At 39.8% G+C, this 14,731-nt stretch carries 12 protein-coding genes; 2 read left to right on the top strand and 10 right to left on the bottom strand.

From position 1 onward, the window contains the following. Positions 1-53: 53 nt before the first annotated feature. The 4 genes from addA to CRI88_RS04675 form a co-directional block, all read right to left on the bottom strand. Positions 54-3,773 carry a helicase-exonuclease AddAB subunit AddA gene (gene addA / locus CRI88_RS04660; RefSeq protein ID WP_101966432.1) on the bottom strand — a complete coding sequence of 1,240 codons (3,720 nt, stop codon included), beginning with the start codon at positions 3,771-3,773 and terminating at the stop codon, positions 54-56. Between the two features lies 1 nt (position 3,774). Then, entirely contained in the window at positions 3,775-7,284 is a 3,510-nt protein-coding gene (gene addB, locus CRI88_RS04665) for a helicase-exonuclease AddAB subunit AddB (protein ID WP_101966433.1), read from the bottom strand. A 246-nt stretch (positions 7,285-7,530) separates the two neighbouring features. Further along, entirely contained in the window at positions 7,531-8,169 is a 639-nt protein-coding gene (locus CRI88_RS04670) for a TVP38/TMEM64 family protein (RefSeq protein ID WP_170829911.1), read from the bottom strand. Between the two features lie 11 nt (positions 8,170-8,180). Further along, a complete protein-coding gene (locus tag CRI88_RS04675; protein WP_036120940.1) occupies positions 8,181-8,732 on the bottom strand; it encodes a helix-turn-helix domain-containing protein in 552 nt (183 codons plus the stop codon). Between the two features lie 123 nt (positions 8,733-8,855). Here CRI88_RS04675 and CRI88_RS04680 point away from each other — a divergent pair, with 123 nt between their 5' ends. Both CRI88_RS04680 and CRI88_RS04685 read left to right on the top strand, forming a co-directional pair. Continuing rightward, entirely contained in the window at positions 8,856-9,590 is a 735-nt protein-coding gene (locus CRI88_RS04680) for an AzlC family ABC transporter permease (protein WP_058843818.1), read from the top strand. Continuing rightward, positions 9,587-9,913 carry an AzlD domain-containing protein gene (locus CRI88_RS04685; RefSeq protein WP_101966434.1) on the top strand — a complete coding sequence of 109 codons (327 nt, stop codon included), beginning with the start codon at positions 9,587-9,589 and terminating at the stop codon, positions 9,911-9,913. Before CRI88_RS04680 ends, CRI88_RS04685 begins: the two co-directional genes overlap by 4 nt. Positions 9,914-9,946: 33 nt before the next feature. On the opposite strand, the gene CRI88_RS04690 is transcribed toward CRI88_RS04685, so the two are convergent. From CRI88_RS04690 to CRI88_RS04715, 6 genes are all read right to left on the bottom strand, one after another. Continuing rightward, positions 9,947-10,168 (bottom strand): DUF2198 family protein, encoded by a 222-nt coding sequence (locus CRI88_RS04690; RefSeq protein WP_036120955.1) that lies wholly within the window; start codon positions 10,166-10,168, stop codon positions 9,947-9,949. Next, positions 10,168-11,349: a PDZ domain-containing protein gene (locus tag CRI88_RS04695; RefSeq protein ID WP_036120958.1), complete on the bottom strand. Its 1,182-nt coding sequence runs from the start codon at positions 11,347-11,349 to the stop codon at positions 10,168-10,170. The genes CRI88_RS04690 and CRI88_RS04695 overlap by 1 nt, the downstream gene beginning before the upstream one ends. Before the next feature lie 122 nt (positions 11,350-11,471). Next, positions 11,472-12,914 (bottom strand): S41 family peptidase, encoded by a 1,443-nt coding sequence (locus tag CRI88_RS04700; protein ID WP_058843819.1) that lies wholly within the window; start codon positions 12,912-12,914, stop codon positions 11,472-11,474. A 34-nt stretch (positions 12,915-12,948) separates the two neighbouring features. Then, positions 12,949-13,224, bottom strand: coding sequence for a hypothetical protein (locus CRI88_RS04705; RefSeq protein ID WP_101966435.1), 276 nt, complete (start codon positions 13,222-13,224; stop codon positions 12,949-12,951). Positions 13,225-13,301: 77 nt separating this feature from the next. Beyond that, positions 13,302-13,889, bottom strand: a complete 588-nt coding sequence (locus tag CRI88_RS04710; RefSeq protein ID WP_036128486.1) for a peroxiredoxin family protein — start codon at positions 13,887-13,889, stop codon at positions 13,302-13,304. Continuing rightward, positions 13,886-14,518 (bottom strand): hypothetical protein, encoded by a 633-nt coding sequence (locus CRI88_RS04715; RefSeq protein ID WP_036128484.1) that lies wholly within the window; start codon positions 14,516-14,518, stop codon positions 13,886-13,888. The genes CRI88_RS04710 and CRI88_RS04715 overlap by 4 nt, the downstream gene beginning before the upstream one ends. Positions 14,519-14,731: the final 213 nt, after the last annotated feature.

Here is a 14,731-nt window from a genome sequence, read left to right on the forward strand (position 1 = left end):
TATGGTGCAAGCAAGGCAAAAAAGGCTTGCCCTGCTTTGCCATAACAAGTTCTTTATGCCTGTACGGCCTGTTCATTATCGAATAAATATAATACTTTATCGCTCACATTGATGTGTAAAATTGATTCAATGGCCTCACTATAAACACGAAGCTGTACAGCATAACGATTTCGTATTTCCTTTGTCAGGGCAGGCTCCTGTGCAAAATGTGGCAGGATACGGTCAGTTTTATAATCTAGCAAGACCCAATCGCCATATTCATCTTCAAATAAGCAGTCAATGATCCCTTGTACAATTTGAGCATCGCCATCTTCATCAACTCTACTAATGGTAAAGGGCATTTCCCTGCGTATTTGCTTTGCCTTTTTGAACCGCTGCCCTATTTCTGTCTCAAAAAAATGAAAAATCTTCGCTAGTGGAACCATTTTTCCCTCTGCCTCAGTTAACAATTGTCTCGCCACTAAATCCTCTACAAAATCCTTCACATCTTGGATTTCAACAAAGCCATACTGTGGGACATGCTGCATCACTGTATGCACAGCTGTTCCAATTTCAGCACCTGTTAGCTGTTGTTCCTGTAAAAAGGCTGGTCGAGGTGCAATGGAAGTAGCTTTTTGCTTGGCAGGTGTGGCAAAGTAAAATTCAGGTTCCGCCTGGCGCTGTAAGTTTTCTAAGCGCTTAATCTCACTAACAGACGTTTTAGAACGTTTTTTTGTAGACCTTTGGTAGGCGTACTGCGCTTGAAAGCGTGACGTAATTTCATCTAGTAATGCCTCGTCCTCTGGCATCGTGAGCCATTGTTGTACTTCTTCATCCATCGCATGTATTTCATATGAATAATGGCTTGTGTTGATCGCTTGTACCGACCAGCGTGAATGATCTTCTAACGGCTTATAAGAAGTGGTAGCAACTGTAGTAAAGTCTGCATGCCTTGCCACTGCTGGTCCTACCCAATCCAAATAGCTATTAGCTCTTGCTCGCAAATATTCCTGTAGCGGCGCATCTATCGGTAAACTTTGTGCATCCTGCCAGTTGTCACGTGTTTTCTCCCAATTCTTCACAGAGCCCACTAAAATTAGACGTTCCTTCGCACGAGTCATGGCAACATATAAAACACGCATTTCTTCTGCACGCATTTCCAGCTCTTTTTTTTCTTTTAACGCTAAAAACGGTAAAGATGTATATGTGATGCGATTTTCTGGGTCAATAGCCTTGACAGCGAGTCCAAAATCTTGGTCGAATAAATAAGGTTGATGAAAATCCATTTTGTTAAACGGGCGTCCCATTCCTGCAACAAAGACTACTGGATACTCTAATCCCTTTGAGGAGTGAATCGTCACAAGACGCACAACATCGTCCTTTTCGCCAATTGATTTTGCAGTACCTAAATCATCCCCACGCGTACGCATTCGATCAATAAAGCGGAGAAAGCGGAATAGTCCACGAAAGGCCGTTTTTTCATACATTAATGCACGGTCATGTAAGATGCGTAAATTCGCCTGACGCTGCTTACCATTTGGCATTGCACCAACCATTTCATAATAATGTGTATCTAAATAAATCCTCCAAATTAAATCGGACAATGATCCACGACGTGCTAAATCTCGCCAGTTTTCGAAGGCCAGCATAAAGCGTTGAAGCTTTTCAAATGTAGTTGATTGCACGCCATGCCCTTCGCTACGAATAAATTGACGTAAAGCATCATAGAACGGTACCTTCTGATCGGCTAAACGAATTTTTGCCAACTCATTTTCCGTTAAACCAACAAACGGTGCACGCAGTACAGAAGCTAGTGGAATATCCTGATAGGGATTATCGACTACCTTCAAGACATTTAACATAATCATCACTTCGAGCGCATCAAAATAGCCTTTAGATGACTCAGCGTAGAGTGGAATCCCTGCCAGCTTAAATTCCTCCACTAAATCTGTCGACCATGTCATGGAGCGCATTAAAATCACAATATCACTATACTTTAATGGTCGCTCAGACTTCGTTTTCGTATCATAAACAGTTGTCCCATCTTCCATCATCAGTCGTATACGATCAATGATAAAGCGCGCCTCATATTGTGATTTTTTCAATTCTTCTAGCTCTGTAGTAGCTTCATTGCCCATTTCCTCAAGCTCTTCTGTTGCTTCCTCATCCTGTGGCGGATGCATCACTACAAGCTCAACAGGTATTTCTTTTTCATCATAAGGTGCTGCTGGCTTTAATGATGCATTGTCATCATAAAGAATCTCACCAACACGCTCTCCCATAATTTGTGCAAATACGTAGTTTGTAGCATTCAACACTTCTTTGCGACTACGGAAATTAGCATTTAAATCAATTCGCATTCCCGTTACATCAGGCATCTCCAAAAAATCACTATATTTTCGCATAAAGAGCTTCGGTTCAGCTAATCGGAAGCGATAAATACTTTGCTTTACGTCTCCAACCATAAACAGGTTGCCATCCCTCTCTTCCCCTGTTTTGACAAGCTGCAAAATGGTTTCCTGTAGCATATTCGTATCCTGATATTCATCCACAAGTACTTCTTTAAAACGTTTTTTCATATCTAATGCAACTGGCGAAGGCTGAAGTTCACCATCTATTTCTACTGTCAAAATTTGTAGCGCATAATGCTCTAAATCTGAAAAATCAATGATTCCCCGTTCTAGCTTAGCTAGGCGGAACTGTTCACTAAAAGTAGCGGTCAGGTCTACTAATGTGGCAATTATTGGCGCCATTAATCGTATTTCTTCAAGTAGGCGTGCAGGTGTACGAACAAAATACGTTTCTTTGATTTTATTCATTATTTTTTTAGCTGCTTCTCTTTTTTTCTTCGCAAGCTCCTGTAACTCTACATCTACTAATGCATCTTTGGATACTCGTTTTAACGTAGACCATTTGACCATCGCAAAAAATTCAAATAGCTCCTGCCATGTACCGTTTTGGCTAATTCGAATCCCTTCTTGAATCATGGCAAAATCAACTTCTGCCGTTTCAGCATAAGGAGCCGGTCCGTCTGGCTGTAATGTAATCGCCCGCATTTCTGAAATTAACACGAAGGCTTCTTCCAAACTATGGCGAACGGTCAATTTAACATATTGAGAAAGCTCTAGATCATCAATCGTTACATCCTCTGCTAACTCGTATACTTGAGGAAGACTCCATAGCCATTTTTGAGGCTCTGCATGTACACGTGACGTATCATATAGTTTACTAATCAGCGTTTCGATTGCTTGATCATCACGATCCGAAGTAAAGCTATCAACAAGGCGATAAATAGCCTGTACTTGAGCCTCATCCTCAGCATCATAGGCATCTTCTAGAACATCCGTTAATACATCATCTCTTAATAAAGCGATTTCTGCTTCATTGGCGATACGAAAGCCTGGATCTATATCAAGCAAGTATGCATATTGCTTCACAATGGCTAAACAGAACGAGTGCAACGTGGAAATTTGCGCTTTATTGACAAGGCTAAGCTGGCGTCTTAAGTGATTAGATGTTGGATTTTCTGCGATTGCTTTTTCTAATGCCTCTGACATACGATGGCGCATTTCAGCGGCTGAAGCATTCGTAAAGGTCACTACCAATAGTTCATCCACATTGATAGGATTCTCGGTAGCAATGACTTTTTCAATCATCCGATTAATCAGTACTGCTGTTTTCCCAGACCCTGCCGCGGCTGAAACAAGTGTGTCTTGACCACTAGCATAAATCGCCTTCCATTGATCATCTGTCCATGTGACATCTGCTGGCTTAATAGGAATTGTTTGTGCCATGCTACTCCATCTCCTTCCGAATTTTATCAACAATGTCATTCGGCTTCGCTTGCGCCAACTGACGATAGCTTTGTTTACCATCTGAAGGATCAAATTGACAAACCGCGGCGAATTGACAGTAATCACATGCTGTTTTGGCTTTTAATTTATAGGGGCTAATGGCTGTATCACCAGATAAAATGCCATTCCCTGCTTCCTGATGTTTACGTCGAACGAAATGTTGTAACTTTTTCATATCATTGACAGGAACAATGCGTGATTGTGATTCAGACGGTGTCCCATCCTTTTTCATATATACAGGAATAATTTTTGAGTACCCACTACTTTCTTCTAATTGCTCGTCCATCGATAAAATCGCCTCAGCATTTTCTGACAGTAGGCCCTTCATTTTATATTGCTTTAATCGATCTTCCTCTATTTCACTATCTGTTAAATCCTTATCTAGCTTTAACATTGGATTATGGACATGGACATACAGTACTCCAGCTGGTTCAGTTTGACCAGGTAGCCAATAAGAGCTATTTTCCATTGCTACATCTAAATACGTAAGGACTTGTAAGGACAATCCATAATAAACCTCATTTAAGTCCAGCTCTCGAGCTGATGATTTATAGTCGACAACCCGCAAATAAGAACGATCATCGATTGTTGCACTATCCACTCTATCAATACGTCCTCGCATAAACATTTTCTTGCCGCTAGTCAAATCAATTTCAAGCGGTGGTAGCTGTTCATGCTGCCCTGGACCAAACGACGCCTCAATAGCAATAGGCTTGAAGTGGGATACATTAGCGTGCTGTGTCAGTGCAGTCATTGTGCGCTCAACAATGCGAATAAGCTTACGCTGAATATAGCGATAACGAGCACTCGACAATAAAATTTGATGTGAAAAGACGGGCACAATTTGCTCTACTGCTTGTCGTGCTAATTGTTTAATTTGCTGTGTTGTTAAACGAATCCACGATAACTGCTGGCGATGTGTTTCTTCAGTAATCCACTTTAATGCCTCGTGGAATAAATCACCCATCGCAAAGGTTTCAAGTCGGTATTCAGCACGTTCTTCTAAACGTAGACCATACGTAGTGAAATGAGAAAATGGACATCTAAAGTATTTCTCGATTCGTGACACACTTGATGTTAACTTCTGACCATATAATTCCTGTGTAATATATGTTTCAAGTGGTTCAGCTTCATTTTTATGGGTAATCGGATAGAGGACACGCTCAAAAATGAGTGCCCAATACGGATCTTGTTTATAAAATTTTTGTAATGCTAGCCATTCTGGTGCTAGTTCACGGCTATGCTCAGCTTGACGTAACTGCACCATCAGATGCGCTAAAGCCGTACGAGGGTGGCGTAAATAGGGTAAAACACCTCCGTTAAGTAATTCAATTGGATCCATCACCACTCGCTCAATGACAACTTCACTTAATAGACCAGCTGTTTTATCATTGCCAATCATTTTCTTGATATAAAGAGAGGATAGCAGTGCCTTGCCCTCTTCATCTGCCGTAGGATATGTCATATACAGCTTGTCAGATGGTGTTGTAATAGCACGGTAGAATAAGTAATTTTCCTGTAATAAACGATTGGTGGAGGTTGGTGCAAGCTCGTAGCCAATTTGGCTAAACCATTCTCGCTCTGTATCTGACAATAAACCCTCATATTCCATTCGAGTTGGATAAACACCATCATTCATACCCACTACAAAAGTAACTTTGATATTAGACAATCTGGCTAAATCAACAGTAGCGACCATGACCTCATCTAAGGTCGGCGGAATGCGAGAAAATTCTAGCGTATCAAACCCTTCATCAAGAATTTTAGCTGCTTCCTCCAAAGTCATTTCTTGCTCCCCAAACATATAGACGAATTGGTCAAGAACACCAATCCATTCGTTCCAAGCTTGCTCATGTTCACTCGCTGCTAATGCGTCACCTCGCTCTAGCTCACGATCTTTCATTGCTTGAAGCTTATCATAAACCTGTAATGACTCCACTAGCTCAAATAATGCAGTCGCAATATCTCTACCCGTTTTCGCACTATCAAGCTTATCTTGTAAATTCTTTAACGGTAGACGAATTTCATCTCGAATAGCCTCGATTTCCGCCTGCATAGCACGTTCCTCATCTGTTTGAACACGCGAATGGAATTCTAATCCACGATACTTTTTATAAAACCAACGTGCCTCCTCAAACCACCGTTCTCCATAGATGCCTTGTGCCAAGCAATAGTTTTCTAATCGATCTGCTCGCTCACGCCAGATGGTTAGCTCAGCATGTAGTGGGAAAAATAAATCTGTTTTCACACTACGAAAAACAGGTTCGTACTTCCAAGTAGACGTCATGACCTCTAGTGCAGAACGACTTAGCTCGATTAGTGGATGATGTAACATCGTCTTTTTTGTATTTGTAAAAATAGGAATTTCATATTGTTGGAAAATACTTGTAATAAGTGGATCATATAGCTCTGCTTGTCTATATAAAAGAACTATATCCTGATAACGATAACCGTCTTCTCTTGTCAGCTTTGTTATTTCCCGGGCAATCGCATGTACTTCGGCTCGACGATTAGACGCTTCAAGTACCATCACATCTCCAGAAGATTTTTTCGTTTTGGGCACCAAATCAGTAAATTTAGCCTCCACATGCTGCAAATCTTCAGAATGGAACCTTTTAGTATTGTAAAAATGTAATGGTGCATCAACATCGATGCCCTCTTCATTGGCGATGTCATGCAACCGTTGATTTGTTAAAGCCGCCTCATGGAATAGTGCCTGTTCATCAAACGCTTCATCTGAATGATCAAACGGAAGAACAATGGTTACTTGTTTAGTTACTTTTAACAACTCACGTACTAATTCTAACTCCCGTACAGTGAAGGCGGTAAATCCATCAATATAAATGGTTGCTTGCTTCATCGTATCAGCATACTTCAATTGCTCTGTTAAAATTGGATAATAGCCCTCACTGTCGACATATGTCGTGCCTAGTCGTTCCTCTAAGGCCTGTAACACTACATGTAAATCATTTGCTTTAGCCTGTAAGGTATTTGGAGCATCAATTGCCTTTAATGATTCCGTTACCTCTGCTAAGACTGAGCTATTGACGCTATAGCGGCTAAATTCTTTTAAAAGTGTTTCAATCTCCTCCGTAAAGCCACGTTTTCCTGCTGCTTGTCGAAATAAGGAAAACTCACTTTTTTGTTCCTCTAAAAGTTTACGAATGAGCATTCGATAGCCATAGCCATTCACTTCTTTGCGAGCAATCCCGCCAGTTTCCTGTAAAACCAGCCACGCTAAACGCTTAAACGTCATCACTTGTGCACGGATCAAGCCTTGTAAACCATGCTTATTCGTCAACTCATATTCTGTAGAATAAGACATCTGGTCGGGGACAATTATGAAAATCGGATGTCCCAATGGCTCCGTTTTAAGCTGTTCAATGATCTCCTGATGAATAAATGCGGATTTTCCTGTTCCTGAACGTCCTGAAACAATACGCAATGACATATTCTTTCCCCCTCCTCATTGACTTGCCCATTTTGGGTGAATCTTTTGATGATTTGATTATTTGATACGCTTTTTGAGCATTTCCTTTGCTAGTTAGTTAACGTACCTATGTTACAGCAACTTTAATCGTCTATCTTAAATTCTATCGAAAAAAACTAGTAAATACTATCTATCAACCTTCATGTGAGAAGATAATGACACAAAAAAACAGCCTCTTTAAAAATTAAAGAGGCTACAAACAATTGGTTAGCGAGCATGATGATCCTGATTTTTCGTCAATTTTCGCGCTTGCTTCAAATCTCTTTCCACACGAGCGTTCAAGCGCTTCTCTATCAGCTTACCGACCCACCATAAAATTACGATGGCTACAGCAGCAATGACCAATCTGACGGGGCTTGTCAATAACGATTTTAAGTCATAGCCCAACACACTCATGCCTAAAATCATCACGAACTTCCCAGCCAATAAAACGACTAAGTAAAACTTTTTATGAATATGGGATAACCCAGCAACAATATTGACAATAACAGATGGTGTAAAAGGGAAACAAAGGAGGACAAAAAGAGGGCTGATGCCATTCATATCCACCCATTTAATAAGTTTCTGAACCTTTTTACTACCTGTTAAAAATCGTAGCCTTGGATGCTTGCCAAAATGGCGAACAAGCAAGAAGACAGCATAGGAGCCCGCTACAGAGCCTAACCATGATAATAAGAACCCTAACCATAAGCCAAATGCACTTGCATTCGCTACAACAAATACGACTAATGGCAGAAAAGGTAAAAACGCTTCTAAAAATGGTAGCAGTAAACCAATGATTGGGCCAAATGTTCGATATTGTGCCGCAACCTGTTCAATATTTTCTACAGTAAACCATTCACTCAACATCGACACCTCTATTTATACTGTAAAATTAAATGAAAAATTGTTAGCCCTTCCGAAGTATTGCGATATTCATGGGGTTGATGCCCTGAGAATACTAGTGTATCCCCTTCATCCAGTAATTCATGCATATCCCCAGCAGAAATAACTGCTTGTCCTTTGATGACCATTACAGTTTCCTCTACCCCTTCTGTATGAGCTTCACTCTTACTAATTGCGCCTGGCTCCATTTCAACCTTATAAAATTCCCAGCCTCGCTCAGGATTATACGGAATAATGGAGTAGACACGATAACGTCCCTCATCTTCATCCACATGCGGCACATCCTTACTGCTATAACGCATGTAATGAGCGGTTGGTGGCTGTAATAATGAAGAGAATGATATGCGCATACCAGCTGCGATTTTCCAAATTGTTGAAACAGTCGGATTAGCCTCACCCTTTTCAATTTGTGCAAGCTGTGCTTTACTAACACCTGTCGCTTTAGCTACGTCATCTAGACTTAGATGACGCTGCTGTCTAATTTTCTTTAATTGAAATGCTAAATTTCGACTCATTTGTTCCATTTTAATCACCAATTTCTATTGTTTATTTTATCAGACATATGTATACTTTAATAAACATCAAGAACTATCAAACAATTCCATCAATAGTATACATGGAAATGATTAAGAAAGGATGGCCTATTTATGACAAGTACAACAGAGCTTCATCATGATGATTCCATAAGCCCTTCCAACGACAGCTTTCTACAGGGCGTCAAAGATTGCATACCTACTTTACTCGGTTATATTAGTATAGGACTTGCATTCGGTGTTGTAGGTTCCGCTTCTGGATTATCTGTCCTTGAAATTGCCCTGTTAACGATACTTATTTATGCAGGATCTGCACAATTTATTTTTTGTGCACTTCTTTTAACAAGCAGCCCTGCCTCTGCTATCATTGTAACCATTTTTGTAGTTAATCTACGCCATTTATTAATGAGTTTAACATTAGCACCTCATTTTACGCGCTACTCTATGCTTAGAAATGTTGGTTTCGGTACATTATTAACGGATGAAACCTTTGGTGTCGCAGTAACAAAGCAAATGCAAACAGGCAAATTATACGGCAAATGGATGGATGGGCTTAACATCACAGCCTACATTTTTTGGATTCTCTCCTGTGTTGCAGGTGCCTTTTTAGGACAATGGGTAGCAAATCCCGAAAAATGGGGCCTAGATTTTGCTTTAATTGCCATGTTTGTTGCATTGTTAGTACTGCAATTGAGCAGTGTTGGCAAAAGCAAAATCATGCATTATATCAAGTTAATCGGCTATATGACAGTTATTATGTATGGCCTTTCTTATCTAGTGCCTTCACATGTAGCTGTGCTTCTAGCAACAGTCATTGTCGCAACAATTGGGGTGGTGACAGATAAATGACAACAACTTCTTATATGGTCTGGCTTATTATTGGCTGTGCACTTGTTACATGGCTGCCGCGTGTCATTCCATTTATTTTTGTACGTAGTGTAACACTCCCAGATGTTGCACTCAAGTGGCTCAGCTTTATACCTGTTTGTATCTTAAGTGCTCTTGTAATTGAAAACTTATTCGATACTGAAAGTGGGAAAGTAGTGACTCTTGATTGGCCCGTCTTTGTTACATTTGTGCCAACTCTTATTGTTGCACTTATCACAAAAAGTTTATCGATTACTGTCATTGCAGGCGTAATCATTATGGCAGCTGTTCGATTTTTCATGTAAAAAGGTCAATCCCCTTTGAGAGGACTGACCTTTTTATTTCTTCATTTTACTAGCTAACCAAAAGCCTACGGTTAATGAAAATGCATCCATCACATAAATAATAGGCGAAGATGTATAGCCTGCATAAACAGAAGCTGCGATAAGTGCAATCGCTAATAACAGCGCAACATAGCGATTATAGGTAATTCTTGTAAACAATAAGACAAGGATCGCTGGTATAAATAGCGCTAATATCATTTTTCCAAAAACATCCATTATATTTCCCTCGGCTCAGCTAGTAATAAACCAATACGGTAATGATCATTGCTGTAAATCACATGCTGTGTTAAACGAATTTCATTGTTGCGGTCCAACACTTCTAGACGACAGTGTGCTGCATTTAATTGCAATGCCTCGTATAGCTCATTCTCTGTAAAAATAGATTTTCCATTTACTTTACGAATACATTCCCCTGCAAGCAAGCCCATTTTTTCTGCTGGCGAATCAGGAAGAACAGCTGCGATAATGGCACCCTTTGTACTTGGTGCAACGGCATAATGATCTGTTTTATCCTGCTGTGCAAAGTAGATAGAGATGATGATACGTATAATTGCCCCAACACCAAGTACGATGAAACCGATCATCGGCTCAAAATAAGCAGCTAAGCCACCTATTAAAATAAGCTCTCCAAGCAATAAGACAGATCGCCCTATTTTAGGTAATTTTATGACTGGTAATTCCTTTCTTGATAGCTTAGCAAAGCCAATGATAAGAGGGAATAAAACAAGTGCAAAGCTACTATCACCTATCGTAAACAGTGGCCAATATGGCAATACAGCCGATATAGCATCACCAGGCATAACAAAGAAAATAGGTAATACCCATACATTTTTTGTGCGATAGACAATAGCCTGCATACCCCGCTTTGTTTTCTCTATGGAAGGCGTTGATACCTTCATGGCAGCACGACGGATTAATAGCCCCTCTGCGATAACACAAAGGCCTGCCAAAATGGTAATCGTAACAATTGCGCCATCCTCTAAATTGCTCCCCTCCAAGGAAAATATCCACCAAGTAAATGTCCAATTGTAATAGGACATGGCCCATATCACAAGTGTTGCAATACCCATTGTCACAATGGGCGATAGTGCATTAATAAGGTACAGGACTAGCGCTACTATAGAAATTACTATTAAAATGATTAAAAATTCTTTTGGTACAGTAAGCCCTGCGACAATACTGATAAGAGAAATGAGCAGTGCATAAAGCCATCCATCTTTCCATTGTCCGATTAACTCTGTCCAGCCCCAAATAATACGTCTATTAAAATATTTACGCTCCTGTTTTACACGACGATATCCTAAAAAAATAGCAAATATTATGACTATATACAGTAATGGGTTGAGTAAAAAGCGGCCAATCGCTGTTACAATTTCTATTAAAATCTCACTAACCATACGAACACCCGCCATTTCTATCTTGAATACTATGAATTTATTGTATCAAACGACTACACTCTTGCGTAGTACAAACTCATAGAAAGCTTTGTATTATGTTATTTTTGTTCTGTCAGATAGGTTTATTGTTCAATAGTATGCAGTAAAAAGCTAGTGGCCATCTGGAATTGTTGATCATTTTGACGATCCGCTTTATAATTTTTTAATGTCTCATTTAAGCTATTGAAGAAAGTTGTATCCATATAAAATTCATCTTCTGCTAATTTTAATTTTTTCTGTTTGCGATAAAGGTTGACGGCCTCTGCAGTCGTTTCATCCATATAGCCATCTAAACGATCTATTTGATAGCCTAGTTTCTGTAAGGCAGTTTGTGAATAGGCGATCTCCTCACTCATATCACCGACTTTAAATTTGCCTGTTAGTGGATGTAGTTGAAAAGCAAATAATTCATTTTGCTCAATTACTAAACTTGCTTCAATGCCTTGCCCATGAATCCATTCGCGTTTTGGTGTCAGCCATTTATTAGTTGATAATTTCAGCTCTCCACCATTTGATAGCTCCCAAGATTCCTGCACAGTCCCTTTCCCAAAACTCTTGACACCAATCAGTGAAGCACGTCCCCAGCCTTTTAAAGCACCACTCAATACTTCACTCGCTGAAGCACTACCTTGATTTTGTAAGACAACGATTGGGATTTTGTTCATCGTTGCTATATATTTTTCATCAAAGCCTTTCGTTTGCGTTTTCAATGGTTCCATAGCACCTTCCGCATTTTGCATATATGCAAATACCTTGCCATTGTCCAATACCGTGCTCAGTAGCGCTGCGACGCTATGTAAATAACCACCTGGATTATCACGTACATCAATCACAATACCTTCAACATCTTTACGAAGCAATTTACTCGTTTCAGCAACCCATTCATTGGCCGTTTTTTCCCCAAACAACGAGATAGCCACATAGCCAATGGTTGTATCTTCTACTTTTATAACCTCACTCGATACCGTTTTATTAGAGATTGCAGCACGCTCCATTGTCATCTTAATATGTTTATCCTCACTCGGACGGTAGACAACAATAGTTACCTTCGACCCTTTTTCACCTTGAATTAAATGCATTAATTCACTCATCGTTTTCCCATCTACACGCACTCCATCAACTTGTACAATTTCATCGAGTGAACGCATACCAGCTTTCTCAGCAGGTGAAGAACGAACTGGAGACACAACAATAAACTTCCCTTTATTTTCTGCTAGTTCAATCCCAATACCTACCCTTTCCTCAGCCAGCATTTGCCGATGTTGCTCGGCCTCTTCCTGGGAGTAATACGTACTATAAGGATCCTTAATGGCATCAGCCATACCACGAAGAGCCCCCTCCACCAATGCATCCTTTTTTGTGCTGTAGACTGATTTTTCTTCAATAAGTGTCATGGCTTCACCAATTGTATCAACCTCCGTAACAGGCTCCTTTTTATCGTCACTAGAAAACCAATCAAAGTAAATACCACTACCTACCACCAAACTACTAAGCAGGACTCCGACACCGGCCGTTAATTTGCGCAATTCTTCCCTCCTCCGTCTCTTTTACTGTATGACTCTATTTTTTCAAACATACAAGATTACCTTTCAAATTTATGAAGAGAGAATATTTCACTTTTCTCATGGGTGTTGGTTGTTGCTTCGAGAGTATTTTCCTTTGTTCCGCGAGTATTTTCCCTGCCTTCGTGAGTATTTCCTCTGGCTCCGCGAGTATTTCCTCTGACTCCGCGAGTATTTCCTCTGACTCCGCGAGTATTTCCTCTGACTCCGCGAGTATTTCCTCTGACTCCGCGAGTATTTCCTCTAGCTTCGCGAGTATTCCCTCCTGCCCCACAATTGTTCACCTTAATTCTTATAAAAATAAAAAATCTGCTCGTTTCTACTATAGAAAACGAACAGATTTTTTATGAATTAATCTAGTGCATCTACATAATCATTTAACATATCTACATCCATTGGTCCTCTGATGGCGCGTTGGATATAGCCATTGGAATCAATAAAATAAGTGGTTGGAATGGTGATGATTTGATAATCTAAGCCAGCGTCATTGTCTGGGTCCAATAAAATGGGGAATGTTAGCTCAAAGCTATCTCTAAATGTCATCACTGTGTCTACTTTGGCATCGGCAGTCACATCCCGTTCTGCACTTGTTAAATTGACAGCTATAATTTCAACGTTTTTCTCTTTAGCATACTCATCGTAGAAGCTTTGCATATGCGGCATTTCCGCCTTACAAGGTGGGCACCATGTCGCCCAGAAATTTAGTACAACCTTTTTTCCACGCAAATCACTTAATGTGATATCTTCTCCGTCTAAGCTTGTTAAGGTGAAATCAGGCGGTATATCCCCTTTTTTCAAGCCCGTTTCTAGCTCCTCCATATCCTTACCAAGAGCAGACTTTTCAATAGCACGTTCTTCGTTAATTTGTTGTCTCACATATGTACCAATCATCGCAATCACTAATAGCACAACGATCAGTAGCCCAATATTTTTTTTCATTCTTTACCTCCCACATTGATTCGTTCATATTGAATGGCTAATCCCAAACAAAGTAGTACTACACTCACACCCACAGTTGTTTGCCATATACCAAGGGTTTGGAAGAGAGCTACGATCAAATAGCCAACTGTATACAATAATAAAGCTTGTTTCATCGCTGCTAGTTTCCATAATATGATGATGGTTAATACACTTAGCACAACTAATGTAATGATTTCACTCGATGTAGTGTTGTCATTGAGTAGCACGACAATCATTTGGTAAATAGATTGCGTTAAAATAATAGCCCAGCTACAAGGGATAATATCTTGTTTTTCAAACTGAAGATTGTGCCGCTTTCTCCATATTTGTAAGGACACTACGATGACACCGAGATAAACACCTATTGTACCGCCATTGAAATAAAGTAATGACATTGGATTATTCACAACAGCTTTGAAATCAGTCACAAGTAGGCTTAGTTTCCAAACAATGAGAAATGTAAAAATCGCATCAGCATATACTTCAGACCATTTTTTTGAAAATTGCACGCGTAATATGAGCCACACTATAAAAAATGTAATGAGTAAAGCCACTGCAGTAGCTGGTAAAGTTAGTGCTCGAATCGAGTACCACTCTGTATTAATCACTCCAACAAATCCTCCTCCGAAAGTTAGATACAGCATAGCATAGAACCCTTTTAAAATAAGAATATTTCACACTGTGTTCAGAAAATCTTCAGAAATTAACATCTGTTAAAAATACCCCACTATGTATATATTCATCATAACATTAAATAGAATCGTATAATAGCCGTTACTCATAGAGGAGGGAGTTCTTATCTTCTAAAGATATAGATGAAA

It is taken from the genome of Lysinibacillus fusiformis, assembly GCF_002845985.1.
Lineage (GTDB): Bacteria > Bacillota > Bacilli > Bacillales_A > Planococcaceae > Lysinibacillus > Lysinibacillus fusiformis_D.